We start from the raw sequence: 22,179 nt of genomic DNA, 5'->3' as shown, positions 1-22,179 counted from the left end.
GCGGTTAATGAGGCTGACGCCGGATGCCAAGGCGATACAGTAATGGGGAGAAAAAAATGTTCGACAGGGTGAAGAAGACAACAATCAGAACCGAAGGTCCCCACCCCACACCCAGCCAGAATACCGCCATAACCATGGGCAGAGCCGCCTCCGGAACCTGATCCAGGACCAGGGCCCTGGAGCTTGATTGAAGCCCGAGGCGGCGCTTGGTGAAGCTGCTGATGAGGTCACCCAGCAAGCCCAGCAACCCGAACAAAAACCCGAAAATGAAACCCAGGCCGGTGATCAGCGAAAACAGGGCACAGCTTAGCGAGCCAGACACCAGTCCCCGCCATGTTTTACTGGCGCCCAGTATCGGACGGCCATCTTTCCATAGCCGACCGCCATCAACCGGCTCGCCCCAATGGCCTTTGAGCACGCGCGAGGCGACCACCGGAGCACCGTTGGCCAGCACCAGCATTACGAACAACTCCAGGTATATCAGCAAGTGCCGCGCCTCCTGTGCAACAGTACCGCATCTGTCCGGTTGCCACTCAAAGAGCTCAGGCGAGCCCACCACGAGTCAGCTTCAGAGGGTCCATCAGCTCTTCCAGCCGCTTCCGGCTGAGACCACTTCGCTCCTCCGCCACGTCAATCACCGGCCGACCGGTGCGATAGGCTTCCTTGGCGATATCCGCCGCGAGGCTGTAGCCAATCTCCGGATTCAGCGCAGTAACCAGCACCGGATTGCGACCAACGCCGGCATCAAGGGTCTCGGTATTTACCGTGAAATCCCGGATTGCCTTGTCAGCCAACATGTTCGACGCGTTACTGAGCAGATCTGTCATATCGATCAGGTTACTGCCAACAAGAGGCAACATAACGTTAAGCTGGAAATTGCCGGACTGGCCGGCGATTGCCACAGCACTGTCAAGGCCCATCACCTGGGCACCCACCATGGCCACAGATTCCGGAATAACCGGGTTGACCTTACCGGGCATGATACTGCTACCAGGCTGCAACGCTGGCAGGCTTATTTCCGCAAGGCCATGGATAGGGCCACTATTCATCCAGCGCAAATCGTTGGCAATCTTCGTAAGCACGATCGCCACACCCCTGAGTTGGGCAGACAGCGCAACCGGGCCGTCCACCGCGCTCTGGCCCACAAACTTGTGCTCCAGTGAGGAGAACGGATAGCCGGTGTTCGACTTAAGAAACCGGATAAACTGGTCGGCGAACTCCGGTGCGGCATTCACCCCGGTGCCAACCGCCGTTCCACCCTGAGGCACGGCGAGCAGTTCATCGACCGCCGCTTCAACCCGCTTTTCCACCGCCACCAACTGCTCCCGCCACGTCCTGAGCTCCTGGCCCAATGTCACCGGCATGGCATCCATCAAATGGGTTCGCCCGGTCTTCACCTGCTCCGAAAAAATGGCCTCACGCTCGTAGATAACGCCTCGGAGGTGTGTCAGCGCAGGAATCAATTGTTGCTTGGTGGCTATCACCGAACTGACATGAATCGCTGTGGGAATCACATCATTGGAGCTTTGACTCATGTTGACATGATCGTTGGGGTGCACCTCGGCACCGTGCTTGCGGGCGATTGCCGAAATGACTTCGTTGGCGTTCATATTGGTACTGGTGCCGGAACCGGTCTGATACCGGTCTACCGGAAACTGATCAACGTATTCGCCGTTAATCAACGTCCGACAGGCATCGACAATCGCGTCCCGGCGCTCATTATCGAGCAATCCAAGACTGGTGTTGGCCTCGGCTGCAGCCTGTTTGACATGAGCCACTGCGGCAATGAACGCTTTGGGCACAGGCTGCCCGCTAACCGGGAAATTTTCGACGGCCCGCTGGGTCTGGGCACCCCAGAGCGCATCTGCAGGAACGCGAACCTCACCAAGGCTGTCTTTTTCCGTTCTGTATTCGCTCATGCTCCCTCCTGTCTGTGCGCATATCGGGTCGTCTGCGTGTACAGAACGGTCCGGGCTTTGTATCAGCCACCGTTCTGTGATCTGAGCCGGACATGATCACAAACCCCGGTCACCTGTTCAAAGTTGAGAATCAGGGTATGGACCGTATTGGTGTAGGTATCGTGCAGGTGAAACTTGAAGCGATGCTGTTTCTCCCCCTGGAGATAGGCATCGTATTCGCGCACAAGTTCCCGCACATCCCCGCCCTCATCCTTGCTCCAGGTCGCATTGAAAGGACCGAGCACAGCGCCGCCGGCAAGGCAGATGGTAACTTCATGATTGGTGAGACCGCTTTCGTGAGCATTCATAGCAGTAACCTCATCCTGTGGTGGTCGTTCAGGATAAGTGTAGACGGTTACATCGAAATCGCAGGTGGGAGAAAGTGTTATCCGGGGCTGGACAAGAGGCTTGTGAGCAATGCCCGCAACCGGTTCGGTTTGACCGGTTTGTTCAGAATCGGGAGGTTTTGGGTACGCATCAGCTGCCGGGTCTCATCGCTGCGATCGGCGGTAATCACCGCGGCCGGAATATCGAGCCCGAGTGCACGACGCACTGCGTGAATGGCCTCACAGCCAGTCAGGTCGTTGTCGAGGTGATAGTCGGCCAGAATGACCGAGGGCGCCTCATCCGCGCTAAGCCGATCCAGTATGGCCAACGCCTCAGATTCAGCGGCGGCGGTCAGTACCGAACAACCCCAGCGTTGCAGCAGCAGGTTCATACTCTCAAGGACGGCAGGCTCGTTATCAATGACCAGCACCCGCGCACCCTCAAGTCCTCCGTTAAACGCGTCGAACCCCTGTGGCTTTGACGGAACCGCGTGCGTGGCTGCCTGTTCCAGGGGCAGGCTGACCACAAACCGGGAGCCCTGTCCCGGCCGTGACGTCACATCTACCTGGTATCCGAGCACTCTGGCCATTCGTTCAACAATGGCCAGTCCCAGGCCGACGCCCTGACGGCCCCCGGTACCCTGTGGCAACAACTGATGAAATTCAGTAAAGATATCTCTCAGCTTGTTGGACTCAATACCCACTCCGGTGTCCCAGATCTCGATCCGGAGCTGGTCACCGCGGATTCGAAGAGCCAACAACACACCGCCAGCCCGGGTATAGCGGAAGGCGTTGCTAAGCAGGTTACGGACGATGCGAATAAGCATGCGGTGGTCGGTTCTTACCAGTGCCGGCCGGGTGTGGACCCGGAAATCCAGGCCGGCGTTGGTGGCCACAGCATCGAACTCCTCGCCAAGGCCTTTCAGGAGTTCTGCCAGATCCGTGAATGTCAGGTCCGGCTGCATGGCTTGCTGATCAAGCTTGGAGATATCCAGCAGATCCGCCAGCAGATCCTCCGCCCCCTCAAGGGCCCGGTGCACCTGGTGTACCATCCGGCTTTCCTGCTCAGGCAGGTGGCTGTCCTGTAATGCAGAGATCATCAGACGGGCCGCGTTCAGGGGCTGTAGCAGGTCGTGGCTGGCAGCAGCCAGGTATTTATCTTTGCTGCGATTGGCATCCTGCGCCAATTCCATGGCCAGAACGAGTTCACGCTCCACCTTTTCCCGTTCTTCAATCTGATATCGCAGGCCGACGTTGGCATTCTGCAAAGCCTCGGTTCGTTCCTCCACCCTGTGCTCAAGATCGAGGTTGAGCTGCTCCAGTTTATGACGCGCCTGAACACGCTCGGTGATGTCCGCCACAAAGGCTTCCACCACTTCCGGACCGAGATCGGGCCGCCGCAACAGTGTAATCGCCACATAAACAGGCGTCTGGTCCGCCCGCCGCAACCGGGTTTCCCGGGCGCTGAGGCTGCCGTTGTCGAGCAATTCCTGACGCACGGCATCAAACTCGGCGGCACTGCAAAACAGCTGCTCGCGCAGCCGGATTACCCGGCGCTTAAGGTCGTCCGCATTTTCGTATCCGCATATCCGGGCCATGGCCTGGTTGCAGGCGACGAAACCACCGCGCAGATTTGCCTGAAAGATGCCGTGAAGGGCGTTCTCAAACAGCCATTTATATCGGTTGCGCTCCTGTTCCAGCTCGTCAATCCGCTCCTGGAGGGCCGGATAATAGTTCTTGCGGACGGACTGGCTTCCCAGACCAAGCAGATCGCCAATTCCATAGCCACTGTCCTGCGGGTCAGAGGGCTTCTTCATAGACGACCTGGACATCCCGCAACGACGACTTGCGCGGGTTGGTGAGAATGCACGGGTCTTGCAGAGCAAACCCCGACAGATAGGGTATGTCCGACACGGTTACGCCCAGTTGCGCAAGCCTGGCTTCCAGACCCACTTTTTTCTTCAGATCGATAATCCGGCCCATCAGGCGCTTCTTGATCTCGGCTTTACCCATGCCGCGGGTATCAATATCCATGGCTTCAGCCACTCTGCGGAAACGATCCTCGGCTGAGTCAAAGTTATAAGCCACCACGTGCTCCAGCAGCAAGGCGTTGCACAGGCCATGGGGCAGATCCAGGAAACCGCCCAGACTGTGGGACATAGCATGCACCGCGCCGAGAATCGCATTGGAAAAGGCCAGCCCCGCCTGCATTGACGCCAGCATGATCTGCTCCCTCAGGAACGGATCTGCGGTATTGCTCACCAGTGGCTCAAGATGACGATTGATAAGCCGGATCGCTTCCAGTGCATGGGTATCGGTGAGCGGACCACTGCCGGTGGAAACAAACGCCTCAATGGCGTGAACCAGGGCATCCACGCCGGTGCAGGCGGTCAGGTAGGCATCCATGGTTTCCGTTACTTCCGGGTCAATCAGGGAGACGTCCGGAACCACCGCCTTGCTGATAATGGAAAACTTGAACCGGCGGTCAGGGTCGGAAATGATCGCAAACTGGGAAACATCAGCCGAGGTGCCTGCCGTGGTTGGAATCAGGATGAGGGGTGGCGGCGGATTGGTGATGGTGTCCACTCCCTCAAATTCCAGAATATTCCGCCCGTGGGTTGCGACAATTCCGATACCCTTGGCGCAATCCATGGGGCTGCCGCCACCAATGGCCACAATGACGTCGCATTCACTGGCCCGGTAGAGCTCGGCACCGGTCATCACCTCCTCCACCTTGGGGTTCGGCGAGACACCGGTAAACACCGTCGAGCGGATTCCCGCTTCGGTTAACAGGGTAACAATCTGATTAACCCAGCCAGCAGCCGCCACGCCCGGGTCCGATACCAGAAGCACATGGCGGGCGCCGAAATTGCTGGCAAAATTGGCGACCGACTTGCGGGAACCGGCGCCAAACACAATTTCGGGCGAAACAAACTTGCGCAGTGAGGAAATGTCGTGGCTCATCGGGGTGTACTCGACAGTTTGTTTTTATAGGAATACCCGAGAGTCTAACTCAAGTGTTCAGCGTGATCATCGGCCTTTAGGCTATGTTTTCGGTAAAAACTGAACAACCATTCGAGCACGCCCGCCTGGTTGGCCTGCTGGCGAAAGCCATGACCTTCTTCCTCGAACCAATGCAGTTGCGGAAATCCGCCCGCGGCCTTGATCGCAGAGACCATAGCCCGGGTCTGCTCCGGCACCACCACCTGATCCCGCCCGCCCTGAAAAAAGATTACGGGGGCAGAAATAGCTGCGGCACGATTCAACGGCGTACGTTCGTGCCAGCGGTCAGGGAAGGCTGCCGGTGAACCGAGCAACCAATCCAGATAGCCGGATTCGAAGCGGTGAGTCATGGCGCGCAACCTTAACGGGTCGGTGACACCGAAGAGGCTGGCACCTCCGGCAAAACGGTCACTCTGGATCATTGCCATGAGTGCGGTGTAGCCACCGGAACTGCGCCCCTGAATAAACACCTTCTCCCGGCTGGCAAGGCCATGGCCGGAAAGGTGATCAGCGGCACGCTCCATGTCTTCCACGTCCGCCTCACCCCAACGGCCGGCCAGTGCCATCCGGTAAGCCCGGCCAAACCCGCTGCTGCCCCGATAATTCACCTCGGCAACAGCAAAGCCCCGCTGGCACCAGAACTGGACCTGTGGGTTGAATACCGGATACGCAGCGGATGTCGGCCCCCCGTGGGCAATAAGAATCAACGCAGGTGGCGCATCGCCCGGCGTCTTCTGACAGTAGAAAAAACCGGATACCGGAAACTCCACTGCCTCATCGGACGGGATCTCGAACCGAAGGGGCTGCACGACACTCCGGCTTGACCAGGGCGGCTCGCCTCCGGCCAGAACGTTTACCTCTCCGGTTTCGGGATGGATCTGTAGCACAGCGTCCATCGTGTTAGCGGAACGTGCTATGCAGTAGATGCATTCCCCATACGTCTGGAGGCAACGAAAGTCACCGTATGCCCGTGCCAGACGAACCGGCTCACGCGCGCCCGGTTGCCTGAGCCAAAGTTCACCACCGCCCTGGCTGTACCTGACCCGCAGCCAGCCACCCCCAGGAAAATGGCAGTGATGGTGCTCCCCCAATTGCCATGGTGCACTGGCATGATCAAGATCGGGCGCTTCCCCCTTCAGCCAGACGCCGATGCCGTGATGGGCTACGAAACGAAAGGGCTGCCACCAGCCGTCGTGGTCCGACAGCACCCACAAATCGTCGCCGTCAAACACCGGCTGCTGGATACTGCCATCAATGGGTGCTGACCACGCCCGGGCATCGCCAAGAACTCCCTGTTCATCCAGCGCAGCGGTCCAGAGCGTGGACCGGATCCAGGGCATGTCCGGCAATTGCCAGGAAATCCAGGCAATTTGCCGGCCGTCGGAGGAAAGTACCGGAGCACCATAAAAGTCTTCGCCCTGATGCAGAAGCTCCAGACAGCCCTGATTATCAACCGCAACCAACTGCTGCCCGGCTGCTGTTTCACGCACTGCCAGAACGCGCTGACGCGCGGTATCGGCGACTAACCCGCCAAAGCAGTCCGGGCCACTGCCTGCCAGCACCTGGCTCTTGTGACTGGCCAGGTCAAGGCGAACAATCTGTTGCTCCTCAGACACGGCATACAGGCAATCGCTGCCAGCACAAAGTGCTCCGCCTCCATACCCGTTAACCCGGCTGCGAATGGCCAGGGACTGGTCAAGCGGTCGGCAGGAGCCTCCGGCATCCAGTGCGGTAATAACGGTCCCGCCAACGCTCGGCTCAAAAGTCAGCCAGAACACACCCCGCTCCGATACCGAAAGATCCCCGAACTGCCGAAGCGACGATGCAGCGTCCCAGGCAGACAAACAGGGCGCAGAGTCGCCCGAAGTCAGAGAGGCCGGGACCTGGTCAGCCCCGGAAGAATAGCCGTGAGTTGTTCGCATTTCGGAAGGTCAGCTCTTCAATGCCCGCCGTGGCATGGTCCGCGGCCCTCCTGGCCGCAAGAATCCGATCATGATGCGGAGATTTGCTGCACACCGGGTCGGCGTTATCCGCGTTGCCTGTCAACAGGTAAGCCTGGCAACGGCAACCGCCAAAGTCTTTGCCCTTCTCATCACATGAGCGGCAGGGTTCCGGCATCCAGCTGTCGCCGCGGTAGTGATTAAAGCCGGGGCTGTCATACCAGATGCTCCTGAGTTCCATATCGCGGACGTTGGGGAACTCGATAGGCAGCAGACGGGCACTGTGGCATGGCAATGCAGTTCCATCCGGTGCCACGGTCAGGAACAGGCTGCCCCACCCGTTCATGCACGCCTTGGGGCGTTCCTCATAATAATCAGGGGTCACGAAAATCAGCTTCATCAGCGACCCGTCAGCCTCGAGTCGACGCCGATAGTCGTTCACCTCTGCCTCAGCCTTTTCGAGCTGGGCTTTAGAGGGCATCAGGCCCTCCCGGTTCTCGAAGGCCCAGCCGTAGTACTGACAGGTAGCCAGCTCGACATAGTCGGCCCCCAACCGGTCACACAGACTGATGATGTCGTTCATCTGGTGGATGTTGTGCCGATGAATAACGAAATTGAGCACCATGGGGTAGCCCGCTTCCTTGACGGCCCGGGCCATGGCCAACTTCTGGTCAAATGCCTTTCGCGAACCCGCCACCGCGTTATTGAGCTCAGGATCAGAGGCCTGAAAACTGACCTGAATATGGTCCAGTCCGGCTTCCGCGAACGCTTCGACTTTGGCCTCGGTCAACCCGAGACCAGAGGTAATCAGGTTGGTGTAATAACCCAGGTGGCGCGCTTCCGAGATCAATTCCGGCAAATCCTGGCGCACCAGCGGTTCGCCTCCGGAAAAGCCCAGCTGCGCAGCCCCCATCGCCCGCCCCTGACGCAGCACACTTACCCACTCTTCGGTGGTTAACTCACTCTCAGTCTGGGCAAAGTCCAGCGGGTTTGAGCAGTAGGGGCACTGCAACGGGCAGCGATAGGTCAGCTCCGCCAGCAGCCAGAGTGGCGGACCAACAGACGGTGGCATTTGCGGCGCGGCGGGTGCAGTCATGTCAGTTCGATCCAGTGTTGCTTCTCGGCATCCTGCAGGAAATCAGCCACATCCTGGCCAAGTGAACCTGCATCCGGGAATTTCTGCTCCAGTGATGAAACGATATCTGCGACGCTGCGCTGACCATCCACTTCATTGAGAATAGCGCCAGCACTACCGTTAAGCTTCACCATGCCTTCCGGATAGAGCACGACATAAGACTCCTGTGCTGGCTCCCATTGGAATCTGAAACCGCGGCGAAATCGCGGGGTCCTCGCCATCATGCTCTCCATTTACAGCCCCCGATGCCAGACTTGCTGGTCAGTGACGGTATGGAACGGCGGCGTCTTATGCATGTAAGCCATGGTCAGGGCATCGAGCATGGACCACAGGATGTCCAGTTTGAATTGCAGTATGTCCTGTGCCCGCGCCTGCTGAGCCGCTGTGGTGAAATGATCCAGGGTAATAGACAGACCGTGCTCCACATCCCGCCGGGCCTCGGACAAACGTTTGCGGAAATAACTGTAACCACCCTCATCGATCCAGGGGTAGTGCTGGGGCCAGCTGTCCAGTCGGGACTGGTGAATCTCCGGGGCAAACAACTCGGTCAATGACGAACAGGCGGCTTCCTGCCAAGTGGCCCTGCGGGCAAAATTCAGGTAGGCATCCACGGCAAACCGGACACCCGGCAGCACGTGGCGCTGGTCAATGACTTCTTCCCGGGTAAGGCCAACGGCTTCAGCCAGGCTCAGCCAGGCTTCGATTCCACCGGCATCGCCGTCATGGCCATCGTGATCCAGAATCCGCTGCAACCACATCCGGCGCACGCTGGCGTCGGGACAGTTGGCCATAATCGCAGCATCTTTCTGGGGTATCCTGATCTGGTAATAGTACCGGTTCGCGACCCAGCCGCGGATCTGTTCCGGCGTACACTGCCCCCCGTACATGGCTTTATGATACGGGTGGTGAATGTGATAGAAACGGCCCTTGTCCCGCAGGGCCTGCTCAAAGTCCTGACGGTTCATGGCGGTATTGGCAATGGCGTTCATAGCGGCCCCGACAAGTCTATGTGCATTCCGTCCCAGGACACCTCGATACCATGCCGGGTCAGCTCGGCACGCTCGGGAGAGTCTTCGTTCAGGATCGGATTGGTGTTGTTGATATGGATGAGAATCTTGCGACCGGCACCCATGGAATCCAGCACGTCGATCATGCCGCCCGGGCCGCTCTGAGCCAGATGCCCCATCGCCTGCCCCGTCTTGGTCCCCACTTCCTGGCGAATCATTTCATCGTCATGCCAGACGGTACCGTCGACCAGCAACACATCCGCTTTTCTCATCCAGTCCAGAATGCGCTCGTCGGGCTCACCCAGGCCCGGCGCGTATAGCACCTTCTGTCCGGTACGGGTATCTTCCAGGAAAATGCCAATGTTGTCCCCCGGATGGGGGTTATCCCGACGGGGCGAATAGGGCGGTGCATTGCTCAGGAGCGGAATGGCGGTCAGCCGGATCGACGGCGCGCATGGTATAGCAAATGGCGTTTGCTCGGACGCTTCAATCGGCCGCCAGTTCAGGCCACCGTTCCAGTGTTTCAGCATGGTGAAAAGCGGAAAGCCGCCACTCAGGTCTTCATGAACCTGTTCGGTGCACCACACATCCATGGGCAGTCCTTCCCGCAGGGATAACAACCCCGTGGTGTGGTCCACCTGACTGTCCATCAGCAGGATGGCATCAATCCCCGTGTCGCGCAGAGTGCGTGCTGGCTGCATCGCTGCAAAAGAAGCCAGCTGGGCACGGATGTCCGGGGACGCATTAAACAGAATCCAGTGTTCACCATCCTCACTAACGGCAATCGAGGACTGGGTGCGAGCGCGGGCGTTGAGGGTCCCGCTACGGAAACCGTCGCAGTTGGTGCAGTTGCAATTCCACTGGGGGAAGCCACCGCCGGCAGCGGAGCCGAGGACGTGAATCTGCATTGGAAGAACTCCGAAAAAAAACGGCCAGCGAAAGTGCGCTGGCCGTCCGGTTTGCTCAGCGGTTGGCGAAGTACATAGTTACTTCAAAACCGATCCGCAGGTCTTCGTAGGCTGGTTTGGTCCACATAATGCTCACCTCTTGTCGTCGTTGTTAGGCATTGATGGTGCATTATCAGTCTAGCTGATAACTCAGCTTTCATCGTATCGATGGTCACCAGAACCCAAAATGCTACTTTGGCACTGTTTTTCGGGGTCCTAAAGACCGAGACCACAGGAGGTCCGGTTTCGTTCCCTGCACACAGAAAAAAAGGCCCTGGGAAGGACCTGAAGAGAGTGACAGAAAACCCAGAGGCTCCCGCAGGAGCGCCCCCGGCCAGACACCGGGGGAACGAAGGCGCACATCCACTGTGCTGACTCACATCCGGGCCCGTGTGGATGGGCCCGCTTGCCGCTTTTCCGATCAGAAGAAACCCAGCGGATTGGTGTCATAGCTGATCAGCATGCACTTGGTTTGCTGGTAATGCTCCAGAGCCATCTTGTGGGTCTCGCGACCAACGCCGGACTTCTTATAGCCACCGAAGGCGGCGTGCGCCGGGTAGGCATGGTAGCAGTTCATCCAGACCCGTCCGGCCTGGATATTGCGGCCCATCCGATAGGCAAGGTTGGTGTCACGAGTCCAGACGCCGGCACCCAGACCAAACTCGGTGTCGTTGGCGATAGCCAGGGCTTCTTCCTCGGTCTTGAAGGTGGTTACACCAACAACCGGTCCGAAGATTTCTTCCTGGAACACGCGCATCTTGTTGTCGCCCTTGAACAGGGTCGGCTGGATGTAGAAGCCGTTGTTGAATTCATCACCCATTTCCTCGCGATCACCGCCAGTCAGAACGACAGCGCCCTCTTCCTTGCCAATCGCAAGGTAGGACATGATCTTGTCGAACTGCTCCTTGCTGGCCTGAGCACCCACCTGCACATCAGTGTCCAGCGGGTTACCACGCTTGATTGACTTGGTTCGCTCGACCACTTTCTGCATGAACTCTTCAAACATGTCTTCCTGCACCAGTGCCCTTGACGGACAGGTGCAGACCTCCCCCTGGTTAAAGAAGGCAAGAACCAGACCTTCCACACACTTGTCGACGAACTCAGGCTCAGCCTTCATCACGTCAGAGAAGTAGATGTTGGGGGACTTACCGCCCAGTTCCACGGTAGAAGGGATGATGTTCTCGGCGGCACACTTGAGGATGTGGGAACCGACCGGCGTGGAACCGGTGAACGCAATCTTGGCGATCCGCTTGCTGGTGGCCAGGGCCTGACCGGCTTCAATGCCATAACCGTTCACGATGTTGAGCACGCCCGGTGGCAGCAGATCACCGATGATTTCCATCAGCACCAGAATGCTGGCAGGCGTTTGCTCAGCCGGCTTCAGTATGGTGCAGTTACCGGCCGCCAGGCATGGGCCCAGCTTCCACGCAGCCATCAGGATTGGAAAGTTCCAGGGAATGATCTGGCCAACGACACCCAGAGGCTCATGAAAATGGTACGCCACCGTGTTGTGGTCGATTTCACCCATATGACCTTCCTGGGCGCGCAGGCAGCCAGCAAAGTAGCGGAAGTGGTCCGCCGCCAGCGGAATGTCCGCATTCAGGGTTTCACGAACGGCCTTGCCGTTATCCCAGGTTTCCGCAACCGCGAGCTTCTCAAGATTGGCTTCGATGCGGTCCGCAATTTTCAACAAAATGTTCGAGCGCTCGGTGGGTGAGGTCTTGCCCCAAGCCGGTGCAGCCTTGTGGGCAGCATCCAGGGCCACCTCAATATCTTCGGCGGTGGAACGGGGAATTTCACAGATCACATCACCGGTGACCGGGGTAATATTTTCGAAGTACTGACCCTTTACCGGGGCAACCCACTCGCCACCGATGAAATTCTCATAACGGGATTTGAAAGAAACGACGGAGCCATCCTTTCCTGGTTGTGCGTAGATCATGATGTCGACCTCTTGTTGTGTTTGTCGCAGGGCAACGCGGCCTTTCGCGCTTACTCGTTCAATGTAGACCCCAAACCGGAATAGTTGAATGATGCGATGGAGGCGAAAAACTCCTCCCTTGGTAGTAGATGACCTGGAGGCCGCAGCAGGGTTACCTCCGGCACCAGACCGGCGACGATTACAATTTGCACAGATAGCGCTCCGAGACCCGCACCTAAACAGTGCGCGCGCCCTGTCAGGAGGCAGCTATTTTTTTACGTCAAAAAATAAAACCTGAAAAAACAGTTAGTTATTTTATTGGCACGGACTCTGCAATTTATTCGTAACGCAGCGAGAAGTCGGTTACTGAAACCACAATCAAAGCGCGACAATCTGACAAATAGTCGACTAGGGTTCCGGCCTGTCCCTCCAAGCGAGTCAAGACAGGCGACTGGTCCGAGAGTTGACGGCCTTTTCCAAGGCTACACGGCGGGACAAAAGCCCGGGAGGATCGTTCAGTTACTGACGCCTCTCGTGTTTTTAAACACTCCCAGCCATGAGGAAAAGGTTATGTTGCAATCTGCAGCCCCCCTCTACGACGATCTGATTCCCGGCGGATCCCACTGGTCTTTCATCATGCGCCGCGGCCACGTGCTGCGCCTGATCGATGAAACCGGCGGTGCCAACGTCGGTATGTTGATGTACAACCCCGAGAACCCACTCGAACGCTACAACATGCCGGACACCCTGAAAAACCAGCACACATTCCTGCTGACCAAAGGCCATGTTCTGCTCTCGGATATGGGCAGGGTCTTTGCTTCCATTATTCGCGACGACCTGGGGTGGCACGATACCGTCAGCGGAACCTGTAACGCCGATCAGGTGGAAAAGCGCTGGGGCAAAAAGACCTATCAGGAAGCCCACAACCACTATCACCGCAACGGGTTCAGCAGCTTCCTCAATGAACTGGCCAAGTACGGCCTGGGAAAGAAAGACCTGACCGCCAACCTGAACTGGTTCAGCAAGGTAAAAACCGACGATGACGGCAATATGGCGTATGTCAGCGATCACTCATACGCTGGCGCCACCGTGGACCTGCGGTTTGAAATGGATACTATTGTGGTGCTGCACACCTGCCCGCACCCACTCAACACCACACCGGACTATCCGAGACACCCTCTTCGCTACCAGCTATTCAAGGCCGCGCCGGTCACCGATGCCGACCCTTGCAAGATCTCGTCACCGGAGGCCACCCGTGCCTTCGCCAACACTGCCCTGTATCACATGATGCAGTCCTGATCGCGAGGAGGCCGGACATGATTAAAGAAAGCGAATTAAAGCCAGAGAACGCCAGCTTCCGCGAGACCGTACCCGCGGGCGACTATTTCCTGAAAGTCGTCAAGGCCGGGGAGACCGTCCGCATTCTGGACCTGGAGGGCAATCAGGCCGCCGACACCCTGTTCTACAACGCCCATAACCCGACCGAGCGTTACAGTGCGGTGGACACCATCCGCGAACAGGGCAATGTCTATCTGACTGCAGGTTCGAAGCTGATGTCCTCCGAGAACAACGTCATGCTGGAGATCACCGCCGACACCTGTGGCCGCCACGACACCCTCGGTGGCGCCTGTGCCGCGGAAAGCAACACCACCCGCTATGCCCTCGAGAAAAAGTGCATGCACGCCTGCCGCGACAGCTGGCTGGTGGCGGTCACCGAGCATGAAGAGCTGGGCATGACCAAGCGGGACATCACCCACAACATCAACTTCTTCATGAACGTACCGGTCACCGCCGACGGCGGGCTGACGTTCGCCGACGGCATTTCCGACGCTGGCAAGTACGTGGAGCTGAAGGCGGCAATGGATGTGCTGGTGATGATTTCCAACTGCCCCCAGTTGAATAACCCCTGTAATGCCTACAATCCGACACCGATTGAGGTGCTGGTATGGAGCTGAACCGAGACATCAACAAGGTCCTGATCGCCAACCGGGGCGCCATTGCCTGCCGGATCATCCGTACCCTCCGTGCCATGGGCATTACATCAGTTGCCGTATATGCAGAAGCCGATGCCGATTCGCTGCATGTACGCCAGGCGGATGAAGCCTGGCCACTGGGGGATGGCTCTGCTGCCGACACCTATCTGAATCAGGACAGACTGTTTGAAATTATCGTGGAGAGCGGCGCCGGTGCCATCCATCCGGGTTACGGCTTTCTCAGTGAGAACGCCGGTTTTGCCCGACGCTGTGACGCTGCGGGTGTGGTGTTTCTCGGGCCTACGCCGGAACAGATGGAAGAGTTTGGCCTCAAGCACACAGCACGGGCACTCGCCGAACAGGCGGGCGTGCCTCTGTTGCCTGGCACCGGCCTGCTAACCGATCTGACCGGGGCGCTGAAAGCCGCTGAAACCATTGGTTACCCGGTGATGCTTAAAAGCACCGCCGGCGGAGGCGGCATCGGCATGTCACGCTGCTACGGCCCGGAGGATCTCAGCAAGAGTTTCGAGTCGGTCCAGCGCCTTAGCCAGAACAACTTCAGCAACAGCGGCGTATTCCTGGAAAAATTCGTGGAGCATGCCCGGCACATTGAAGTGCAGTTGTTTGGTGACGGCCAAGGCCAGGTGGTCGCACTTGGCGAACGGGACTGCTCAGCCCAGCGCCGCAACCAGAAGGTCATTGAGGAAGCCCCCGCGCCGGGGCTGAGCAACGAGGTCCGCGAGCGCATGCACGCCACCGCACGCCAGCTCGGCGAGAGCATCGCTTACCGCAGCGCGGGCACGGTGGAATTCATCTACGACCCGGACACCACCGGATTTTACTTCCTGGAAGTAAATACCCGCTTACAGGTGGAGCACGGCGTTACCGAGCAGGTCTATGGCGTCGACATTGTGCGCTGGATGGTTCAGTTGGGTGTTGGCACCCTGCCCGACCTGGCGAAACTTGCCGGCGGCCTGACCCCGACCGGCCACGCCATTCAGGCACGAGTCTATGCCGAAGACCCCAACAAGGACTTCCAGCCCAGTGCCGGGCTGCTGACCAATGTCCGCTGGCCAGAGGATGACAACCTGCGGATCGACACCTGGATCCAGCCGGGCACAGAAGTATCCCCCCTGTTCGACCCGATGCTGGCCAAGGTGATTGTCCATGACCAGGACCGCGAAACTGCCCGCCAGCACCTGATCAATGCCCTGGCCGACAGCCAGCTCTACGGTATCGAAACCAACCGGGAGTATGTCCGTCAGGTCCTGGATGACCCTCGATTCATCGAGGGACGCCTGTTCACCAGCAGCCTCAATGAATTCGCTTACACTCCGGCGACCGTGGATGTGCTTAGCGGCGGCACCATGACCACGATTCAGGATTATCCGGGCCGGATCGGCTACTGGGAAATCGGCGTGCCGCCCTCCGGCCCGTTTGACAGCTACTCCTTCCGGTTGGGTAACCGTTTGCTGGGCAACCCCGAGAGCGCCCCCGGCCTGGAGATCACCCTGAAAGGGCCGACCCTGGTATTCAACCGGGCCACCCAGATTGTGCTCACGGGTGCTGAACTCCATGCCAGCCTCGATGACCAGGCCGTTCCGTTCTGGCAGGTCATTGATATCCCGGCCGGGGCCACCCTGAAACTGGGCGCCACGACCGAAGGCGGTGCACGGGCCTATGTCCTGTTCCTCGGTGGTCTGGATTGCCCGGAATACCTGACGTCCTGCAGCACGTTTACCCTCGGCCAGTTTGGCGGCCATTGCGGGCGAGCACTGCGGGCAGGTGACGTGCTGGCCCTGAACAAAGCCGAACCGGCACCGGCCGTGGTGCTCCCTGAAGATCTGAAACCGTCCATTGGCAAAACCTGGAAGCTGCATGTCACCTATGGGCCCCACGGGGCGCCAGACTATTTCACCGGGCAGGACATCGACACCTTTTTCGACAGCAACTGGGAGATTCATTACAACTCCAGCCGGACCGGAGTACGCCTGATCGGACCGAAACCGGAATGGGCACGCAGTGACGGCGGCGAGGCCGGCATGCACCCGTCCAACATCCACGACAACGCTTACGCCGTGGGCACCGTGGATTTCACCGGGGACATGCCGGTGATTCTGGGTCCGGACGGCCCGAGTCTCGGTGGCTTTGTCTGCCCGGTCACAGTGATCAGCGCCGATCTTTGGAAACTGGGCCAGCTCAAGGCTGGTGACAGGGTGCAGTTTATCCCGGTCAGCCAGGATCAGGCCGTGAGCCTGCGCTCTGCCCTGGACGAATCCGTGACCAACCTCACCCCGGCAATCGTGGACATTACGCCGATCCGGCCAGACACTCCGATCCTGGCATCCTTGAGCACTGACCAACACGAAACCGGCGTTGTCTATCGCGCTGCCGGGGACAATTATGTACTGGTGGAATACGGCCCCATGGAGCTGGATATCCGCCTGCGTTTTCGTGCCCATGCGCTGATGCTCTGGCTTCGGGAGCACGACCATGACGCCGTTCTGGAACTCACGCCGGGCATTCGGTCCCTTCAGGTGCATTACGACAGTCGAAAACTGGACCAGCGCACCCTGCTGGACCTGCTGATCGGCGCCGAAAAAGAACTGGAGAAACAGCCGGAATGGGACGTGCCTGCACGCATTGTGCACCTGCCTCTGTCCTGGGATGACGAGGCCTGCCATACCGCCATTGCCAAATACATGCAGTCGGTGCGCAAGGACGCGCCCTGGTGCCCGAGTAACCTGGAATTCATCCGGCGCATCAATGGCCTGGCGAGTATCGACGAGGTCAAGAAAACACTCTTCGAGGCCAGCTACCTGGTCATGGGACTGGGCGACGTCTACCTCGGCGCCCCGGTCGCGACCCCACTGGACCCGCGCCACCGGCTGGTCACCACCAAGTACAACCCGGCGCGGACCTGGACCGCGGAAAACTCCGTGGGCATCGGCGGCGCCTATCTGTGCATCTACGGCATGGAAGGCCCCGGTGGCTACCAGTTTGTGGGTCGCACGCTGCAGATGTGGAACCGCTATCGCACCACCGAATTTTTTGAAGAGGGCAAGCCCTGGCTGCTGCGGTTCTTCGATCAGGTGCGTTTCTACGAGGTCAGTGCCGAGGAATTGCAGCGAATTCGCCGTGATTTCCCGAACGGCGATTACCCGATTCGCATTGAGGAGACCCGCTTCAATCTGAAGGACTATGAACAGTTCCTCGCCGCCCATGACGATCAAATCCGCCAGTTCACCGGTCAGCGCCAACAGGCCTTCGATGAAGAGCTGCAACGCTGGATCGAGTCCGGGCAGATTAACTTCAGTTCCGAGGCCCCGATGGAGGACACCGGCGAAGACGACATCGCCAACCTGCCGCAGGGCCAGCATGCCGTGGAGAGCCATGTTGCAGGCAATCTTTGGGAATGTCTGGTGAAGCCCGGCGACATGATTGAGGCCCAAAGACCGGTCGCCATCATTGAATCCATGAAAATGGAGATTGAACTGCTCAGCCCGGTCAGCGGGCAAGTGGTCGAGGTGCGCCGGGAAGCCGGCCAGGCGGTATCACCGGGCACCCCGGTGGTGATCGTGGAAGAGACTAACGAGTAATGCCAGCAACCATCCAAAACTGATAATGACGAAACCTGAACAATACGGGCAAGGCCCGAGGAGAGACACCATGAAAACACGCAACTCACGTAACTTCGGCAAACGGCTTGCGGCCGGGCTGTTCACGGCCACCCTGTCCATGGGCGCCCTTGCCCAAGAGAAGGATTCCTTCAGCATTGCCTGGACCATCTACGCCGGCTGGGTGCCCTGGCAGTATGCCGAGGACTACGGAATCATGAAGAAGTGGGCCGACAAGTACGACATCGACGTGGATATCGTGCAGGTCAACGACTACATCGAATCCATTAACCAATTTACTGCCGGCCAGTTTGACGGGGTGGTTGCAACCAGCATGGACGGCCTATCCATTCCCGCCGCCTCCGGTGTCGATACCACTGCGCTGATCGTCGGCGACTACTCCAATGGCAACGACGGCCTGGTCTCGAAAGACGCCACGTCCATTGCCGGGCTGGAAGGCGAAACCGTGCACCTCGTTGAATTGTCCGTTTCCCACTACCTGCTGGTTCGCGCCCTGAACACCGTCGGCCTGGAAGAGCGTGACATCAGCGTGGTGAACATTTCTGACGCCGATCTGGTCTCCGCTTTTCAGACCGACGACGTACGCCATGTGGCGACCTGGAACCCGCTGCTGGCGGAAGTGGAAGCCTTCCCCGGTGCCACCAAACTGTTCGATTCCAGCGAGATTCCGGGCCACATCAAGGACCTGACCCTGGTGAACACTGAAACCCTGGCCGACAACCCGAAGCTGGGTAAGGCTCTTGTCGGCGCCTGGTACGAAACCATGAGTATTCTTGCGTCTGACTCCGAGGAAGGTCAGGAAGCCCGTGCATTTCTGGGCGAACTGTCCGGTACCGATCAGGCCGGCTACGAAGCCCAACTGGCCGGCATGAAGATGTTCTGGGAGCCACAAATGTCGGTGGACTTCATCAACAGCGAGGAAGCCCACGAGGCGATGGACAGCGTTCGCCAGTTCTCCTTTGAGAAGGGCCTGCTGGGCCAGGGCGCCATGAGCCCGGACTTTGTCGGCATTGAGTTTCCGGACGGATCGGTCATGGGTGACGAGGGCAACGTGAAGCTGCGCTTCAACGATAGCTACATGAAAATGGCGGCGGACGGCGAGCTATAAGCCTTGCCTGGACTTGCCTGATCAACGACCGAAGGGCACGATACTCGTGCCCTTTTTTATTCCTGGGGAGGGTTGGTGCGGGATACCCTTTACGAAACACGCTCCTTGCGGCACGTCCATGTGACGCTTGAGCTCCGCCATCCATGGCTCCGCACAGTTTCGTAAAGGGTATCCCGCACCAACCGTCAGAGTTCACAGTTGCTACAGAGTTTTCGAAACCAATGCGTCGTACCAAGGAAGATGCCGAAAAAACCCGCCAGACTGTGCTGGACGCTGCGCTGATGCTGTTCAGTCGAGATGGTTATTCACTGACCACGCTGAGCCGCATCGCGAAAGAAGCCGGCTGCAGCCGGGGCCCGATTTACTGGCACTTCCAGACCAAGGACGATCTGTACGAGGCGGTGCTCGCCTATTCGCAGGAACCGCTGGAGGCTCTGGTGGCTGAATGTCAGGGTATGGGCAACCGGCCCGTCGACGCCATGAACCATTTCATTGAGCGCTGGCTGGGGTTACTCGCCAACAACCGGAAATACCGGCAGTCGTTCGAGATCCTGCTGAACAAAACCGAACTGACCGACGCCATGAACCGGACCCTGACACGGGAGCGGCAACTGACCCGGTCAATCATTGCACTTTTTCAGACACTCATGGAGCAGGCACAGAAGGACGGGCAGATAACCACGGAGGAAGCCCCCGAAGACCTCGGGCTACTGAGTTACACTTACCTGATGGGCATAACCCAAACCTGGCTGTTCTCACCGCGCCTGTTCTCGCTGAAACAACAGGCGCCGTTTTTCCAGCGCCGGTTCTGGCGGTTACTGGGTGACAGGAACTAGCCGTCGTCCCATGGCAATCAGAATGCAGCCAAAGCCATACATCAGCACGCTGTAGACTACGGCGGGTATCGACATTTCACTGGATTCGAGCAGGGTCAAAGCAACCATGAGAGCGATGGTGCCGTTCTTGATGCCCAGCTCTACGGCAATGGCCAGAGATTCTCTCTGGGAGAGCTCCGCAAGCCGGCTGGCGCCCAGACCGATTGCAATGCCTATCAGGTTCAGCAGGAATGCCGCCGGGCCGGCCTGCGCCAGCAATTCGGGCAACCTTTCTCTGGAACTCCACATCAGGGCAACGATCAGCAACAGCAACACCAAGCCGCCGAACAGGCTGACGACACTCTCCGCTTTTTGAGCTTTCGCGGGTGCTTTGGTACGGATAAACATGCCGATGGACACGGGCAGCAGCACAATCACCACCAACATGGCGATGGTCTTGCCGACCGGCAGCGAGATGTTCGCTGCTTCGCCGAAGTACATCTGCAGGGCGTAGTTGGTGAAAAAGGGCAAGGTTACGATGGTGATCAGGCTTGCCGAAACGGTCAGCAGGATGGACAACGCGATATGGCCTCGCGCCAGGAGCACGAACAGGTTCGAGGTGGTGCCACCAGGGCAGGCCGCAATGATGACCAGGCCGACCGCCAGGGCCGGAGCCAGCCCCAGGGTGGCGGCGATGGCAAAGGCAACCAGAGGCATCAGCAGGATCTGGGCAATGGTGCCCACCACGATGCTCCGGGGGTTGCGGGTTACCTGCCCAAAATCCCTGAGCGTCAGGGTCAGGCCGATGCCTACCATGATGATGAACAGAGAAACTGGCAGGCCGATCGAGATCAGCGGACTGGACTCCACGTAGTGACTCCTTGTTATTGTTTTGTTTTTTTGAGACCAGGCACCCGCTGGAAAAGCGGCGCAGTGGTGGGGTGACAGTGTTATGCCCAGTGGCCGGCGCTTAGCAGTCTAATCGAGAAGCCGCCCCAAGAATGTAAACTATTTGACAGTCTTCAATGCAGAATTTTACGAAGTTTTACGTTTGAACAAATCAGATTCGGCTATGATTTTACCTATTCCGATGCCTTATCTGATGCAATCCAATCATAATAACAAGCCCTTGCGCGCCGGACGGCAGGGACCAAGAACTGAAGGAATTCAATGCGGTGACGAAACTGAAATCCCGGAGCCACTCCCCCCCCAACGAAGAGTTGTCTCTGGCATTCCCCACGCTCACCGCCGAAGACCTACAAGCCTATAACACTCTCGTCAGCACCCTGTATCGCTGCCTGCACGACAATACCGGCTTCCAGCCGTTCTTTGATGCCTTCCAACATCGCTTCAAGGCCATGCAAGGTGGCATCCTGGGGCTCACCAGCAACCCACAGCGCATGGTGTATGGCTGGACTTTTGGTTATCCGGAGGGCTTCGAAGAGTGGTATATCAACAGCGATCTTCCGGAACGGGATGAAGCCCTCATCCGCTATGTAAAACTTCCGCCACGCCAGTTCGACTCTTTTCTGCGAGGAGACACCAGTCGCACCGTTTTCGATGTTCTCGGCCCGGAAAGTCAAACTCGTGTTTGGGCGGAACAGGTTGGAATGGGCGATAGTGCAGGCATGCTGGTTACCCGGGAGAACGGCAGCAATGTGGTATTCATTGCCAACCGGCACAAGGAATTCGGCCCCTACACCGATGACGAACTTCTGCAGATGAATCTGCTGGCTCCCCATATCGAGAATGCCGTTGCCCTGCATCTGAAGCTCTACGAAACGCGCAGCGATAATGAAAACCTGGCGATGGCACTCAACCACGTAAAAAAACCGCTCATCGTCTTCAACGCATTGGGCAATATCGCCCAGGCCAACGACGCGGCCCTGGCTCTTATGGAAAACAGCAGGAGCCTGTCCATTAATGACCCAGGGCGACTGCAAAGCGCGGATCGCCGAATCACCCGCAAGCTACAGGATGCCATCACCACCTGCATCGTCCACTCCCACAAAGGCATACTCTCGCCGCAAACTGTATTTTGCAGTCGCGGCCATGAACGTATCGCGGTCTGTCTGACCCCTCTGGTCGCCGATAGCGCCGAAAATAACGGCGTATTGGCGGAATTGTTCTGTTTTGACTCTTCGCTGGAACCGGATCAGGAACGACTCCAAACACTATTCCAGTGCACACCGGCTGAAGCCGCGGTTGCGGCAGATATGGCTCAGGGCCTGAGTGCCAGTGATGTCGCCGAGAGAAAACAGATCTCCATCCATACCGCCCGCCAACATATCAAGAGCCTGCTGGCGAAAAACGGCTATCGCAAACAGACTGAACTGGTGTCCATGCTGGTGCGGGTTTTGGGGTAATGAAAACGATGACACTGGAACTGCAGAGTAAGCACTCCCTGA

The 22,179-nt window shown here is 58.3% G+C and carries 19 protein-coding genes and 1 riboswitch; of the genes, 6 read left to right on the top strand and 13 right to left on the bottom strand.

Features of this window, described 5'->3' with window-relative positions; all coding sequences use genetic code 11:
* Positions 1 to 4 precede the first annotated feature (4 nt).
* The 12 genes from BKP64_RS17980 to exaC all read right to left on the bottom strand — a co-directional run bounded on the left by BKP64_RS17980 (position 5) and on the right by exaC (position 12,258).
* The gene (locus BKP64_RS17980; protein ID WP_070973116.1) at positions 5 to 487 is read right to left on the bottom strand and encodes a CDP-archaeol synthase; all 483 of its coding nucleotides are present in this window, start codon (positions 485 to 487) and stop codon (positions 5 to 7) included.
* A 55-nt stretch (positions 488 to 542) separates the two neighbouring features.
* Positions 543 to 1,919, bottom strand: coding sequence for a class II fumarate hydratase (locus BKP64_RS17975; protein ID WP_070973114.1), 1,377 nt, complete (start codon positions 1,917 to 1,919; stop codon positions 543 to 545).
* Positions 1,920 to 1,981: 62 nt separating this feature from the next.
* A complete protein-coding gene (locus BKP64_RS17970) occupies positions 1,982 to 2,266 on the bottom strand; it encodes a hypothetical protein (RefSeq protein WP_070973112.1) in 285 nt (94 codons plus the stop codon).
* Positions 2,267 to 2,343: 77 nt separating this feature from the next.
* Positions 2,344 to 4,101: a PAS domain-containing hybrid sensor histidine kinase/response regulator gene (locus BKP64_RS17965; protein ID WP_070973110.1), complete on the bottom strand. Its 1,758-nt coding sequence runs from the start codon at positions 4,099 to 4,101 to the stop codon at positions 2,344 to 2,346.
* A complete protein-coding gene (gene ercA / locus BKP64_RS17960) occupies positions 4,085 to 5,248 on the bottom strand; it encodes an alcohol dehydrogenase-like regulatory protein ErcA (RefSeq protein ID WP_070973108.1) in 1,164 nt (387 codons plus the stop codon). Before ercA ends, BKP64_RS17965 begins: the two co-directional genes overlap by 17 nt.
* Before the next feature lie 44 nt (positions 5,249 to 5,292).
* Complete coding sequence (locus BKP64_RS17955; protein WP_083329258.1) at positions 5,293 to 7,209, bottom strand: alpha/beta hydrolase family protein; 1,917 nt, start codon at positions 7,207 to 7,209, stop codon at positions 5,293 to 5,295.
* Positions 7,175 to 8,323, bottom strand: a complete 1,149-nt coding sequence (pqqE, locus tag BKP64_RS17950; protein ID WP_070973106.1) for a pyrroloquinoline quinone biosynthesis protein PqqE — start codon at positions 8,321 to 8,323, stop codon at positions 7,175 to 7,177. The genes BKP64_RS17955 and pqqE overlap by 35 nt, the downstream gene beginning before the upstream one ends.
* Positions 8,320 to 8,595, bottom strand: a complete 276-nt coding sequence (gene pqqD, locus BKP64_RS17945; RefSeq protein ID WP_070973103.1) for a pyrroloquinoline quinone biosynthesis peptide chaperone PqqD — start codon at positions 8,593 to 8,595, stop codon at positions 8,320 to 8,322. The genes pqqE and pqqD overlap by 4 nt, the downstream gene beginning before the upstream one ends.
* Complete coding sequence (pqqC, locus tag BKP64_RS17940; RefSeq protein ID WP_070973102.1) at positions 8,596 to 9,351, bottom strand: pyrroloquinoline-quinone synthase PqqC; 756 nt, start codon at positions 9,349 to 9,351, stop codon at positions 8,596 to 8,598.
* Positions 9,348 to 10,277, bottom strand: a complete 930-nt coding sequence (gene pqqB / locus BKP64_RS17935; protein WP_070973099.1) for a pyrroloquinoline quinone biosynthesis protein PqqB — start codon at positions 10,275 to 10,277, stop codon at positions 9,348 to 9,350. Before pqqB ends, pqqC begins: the two co-directional genes overlap by 4 nt.
* Positions 10,278 to 10,332: 55 nt before the next feature.
* Positions 10,333 to 10,404 (bottom strand): pyrroloquinoline quinone precursor peptide PqqA, encoded by a 72-nt coding sequence (gene pqqA / locus BKP64_RS19195; protein ID WP_007153157.1) that lies wholly within the window; start codon positions 10,402 to 10,404, stop codon positions 10,333 to 10,335.
* Positions 10,405 to 10,737: 333 nt separating this feature from the next.
* Positions 10,738 to 12,258 (bottom strand): acetaldehyde dehydrogenase ExaC, encoded by a 1,521-nt coding sequence (exaC, locus tag BKP64_RS17930; protein WP_070973097.1) that lies wholly within the window; start codon positions 12,256 to 12,258, stop codon positions 10,738 to 10,740.
* A 376-nt stretch (positions 12,259 to 12,634) separates the two neighbouring features.
* Positions 12,635 to 12,748, top strand: a riboswitch (guanidine-I (ykkC/yxkD leader).
* Positions 12,749 to 12,807: 59 nt separating this feature from the next.
* Here exaC and BKP64_RS17925 point away from each other — a divergent pair.
* The 5 genes from BKP64_RS17925 (at position 12,808) to BKP64_RS17905 (ending at position 19,792) form a co-directional block, all read left to right on the top strand.
* Entirely contained in the window at positions 12,808 to 13,536 is a 729-nt protein-coding gene (locus BKP64_RS17925) for an urea amidolyase associated protein UAAP1 (protein ID WP_070973095.1), read from the top strand.
* A gap of 17 nt (positions 13,537 to 13,553) precedes the next feature.
* The gene (locus BKP64_RS17920) at positions 13,554 to 14,192 is read left to right on the top strand and encodes an urea amidolyase associated protein UAAP2 (RefSeq protein WP_070973093.1); all 639 of its coding nucleotides are present in this window, start codon (positions 13,554 to 13,556) and stop codon (positions 14,190 to 14,192) included.
* Positions 14,183 to 17,809, top strand: a complete 3,627-nt coding sequence (gene uca, locus BKP64_RS17915; protein ID WP_070973091.1) for an urea carboxylase — start codon at positions 14,183 to 14,185, stop codon at positions 17,807 to 17,809. Before BKP64_RS17920 ends, uca begins: the two co-directional genes overlap by 10 nt.
* Before the next feature lie 70 nt (positions 17,810 to 17,879).
* Positions 17,880 to 18,956 carry a putative urea ABC transporter substrate-binding protein gene (locus tag BKP64_RS17910; RefSeq protein WP_070973089.1) on the top strand — a complete coding sequence of 359 codons (1,077 nt, stop codon included), beginning with the start codon at positions 17,880 to 17,882 and terminating at the stop codon, positions 18,954 to 18,956.
* Positions 18,957 to 19,177: 221 nt separating this feature from the next.
* Positions 19,178 to 19,792, top strand: coding sequence for a TetR family transcriptional regulator (locus tag BKP64_RS17905; protein WP_070973087.1), 615 nt, complete (start codon positions 19,178 to 19,180; stop codon positions 19,790 to 19,792).
* Here the strand turns inward: BKP64_RS17905 and BKP64_RS17900 are convergent.
* Positions 19,772 to 20,641 (bottom strand): bile acid:sodium symporter family protein, encoded by an 870-nt coding sequence (locus BKP64_RS17900; RefSeq protein WP_070973085.1) that lies wholly within the window; start codon positions 20,639 to 20,641, stop codon positions 19,772 to 19,774. The genes BKP64_RS17905 and BKP64_RS17900 overlap by 21 nt on opposite strands.
* Before the next feature lie 305 nt (positions 20,642 to 20,946).
* On the opposite strand from BKP64_RS17900, the gene BKP64_RS17895 reads away from it, so the two are divergent.
* Positions 20,947 to 22,137 (top strand): helix-turn-helix transcriptional regulator, encoded by a 1,191-nt coding sequence (locus BKP64_RS17895; RefSeq protein WP_070973083.1) that lies wholly within the window; start codon positions 20,947 to 20,949, stop codon positions 22,135 to 22,137.
* Positions 22,138 to 22,179 lie beyond the last annotated feature (42 nt).

Source organism: Marinobacter salinus (assembly GCF_001854125.1).
Lineage (GTDB): Bacteria > Pseudomonadota > Gammaproteobacteria > Pseudomonadales > Oleiphilaceae > Marinobacter > Marinobacter salinus.
Note: the sequence above shows the minus strand (reverse complement) of the source record. Positions and strands in the feature narration are given on the sequence as shown.

Excerpts from the sequence above, each read along its gene's own strand:
- BKP64_RS17925 (WP_070973095.1), top strand. The coding sequence starts at position 12,808 with ATGTTGCAATCTGCAGCCCCCCTCTACGACGATCTGATTCCCGGCGGA.
- BKP64_RS17955 (WP_083329258.1), bottom strand. The coding sequence starts at position 7,209 with ATGCGAACAACTCACGGCTATTCTTCCGGGGCTGACCAGGTCCCGGCC.
- BKP64_RS17910 (WP_070973089.1), top strand. The coding sequence starts at position 17,880 with ATGAAAACACGCAACTCACGTAACTTCGGCAAACGGCTTGCGGCCGGG.
- ercA (WP_070973108.1), bottom strand. The coding sequence starts at position 5,248 with ATGAGCCACGACATTTCCTCACTGCGCAAGTTTGTTTCGCCCGAAATT.
- uca (WP_070973091.1), top strand. The coding sequence starts at position 14,183 with ATGGAGCTGAACCGAGACATCAACAAGGTCCTGATCGCCAACCGGGGC.
- BKP64_RS17965 (WP_070973110.1), bottom strand. The coding sequence starts at position 4,101 with ATGAAGAAGCCCTCTGACCCGCAGGACAGTGGCTATGGAATTGGCGAT.
- pqqD (WP_070973103.1), bottom strand. The coding sequence starts at position 8,595 with ATGGAGAGCATGATGGCGAGGACCCCGCGATTTCGCCGCGGTTTCAGA.
- BKP64_RS17975 (WP_070973114.1), bottom strand. The coding sequence starts at position 1,919 with ATGAGCGAATACAGAACGGAAAAAGACAGCCTTGGTGAGGTTCGCGTT.
- BKP64_RS17920 (WP_070973093.1), top strand. The coding sequence starts at position 13,554 with ATGATTAAAGAAAGCGAATTAAAGCCAGAGAACGCCAGCTTCCGCGAG.
- BKP64_RS17970 (WP_070973112.1), bottom strand. The coding sequence starts at position 2,266 with ATGAATGCTCACGAAAGCGGTCTCACCAATCATGAAGTTACCATCTGC.
- pqqE (WP_070973106.1), bottom strand. The coding sequence starts at position 8,323 with ATGACTGCACCCGCCGCGCCGCAAATGCCACCGTCTGTTGGTCCGCCA.
- pqqC (WP_070973102.1), bottom strand. The coding sequence starts at position 9,351 with ATGAACGCCATTGCCAATACCGCCATGAACCGTCAGGACTTTGAGCAG.
- pqqB (WP_070973099.1), bottom strand. The coding sequence starts at position 10,277 with ATGCAGATTCACGTCCTCGGCTCCGCTGCCGGCGGTGGCTTCCCCCAG.
- exaC (WP_070973097.1), bottom strand. The coding sequence starts at position 12,258 with ATGATCTACGCACAACCAGGAAAGGATGGCTCCGTCGTTTCTTTCAAA.
- BKP64_RS17905 (WP_070973087.1), top strand. The coding sequence starts at position 19,178 with ATGCGTCGTACCAAGGAAGATGCCGAAAAAACCCGCCAGACTGTGCTG.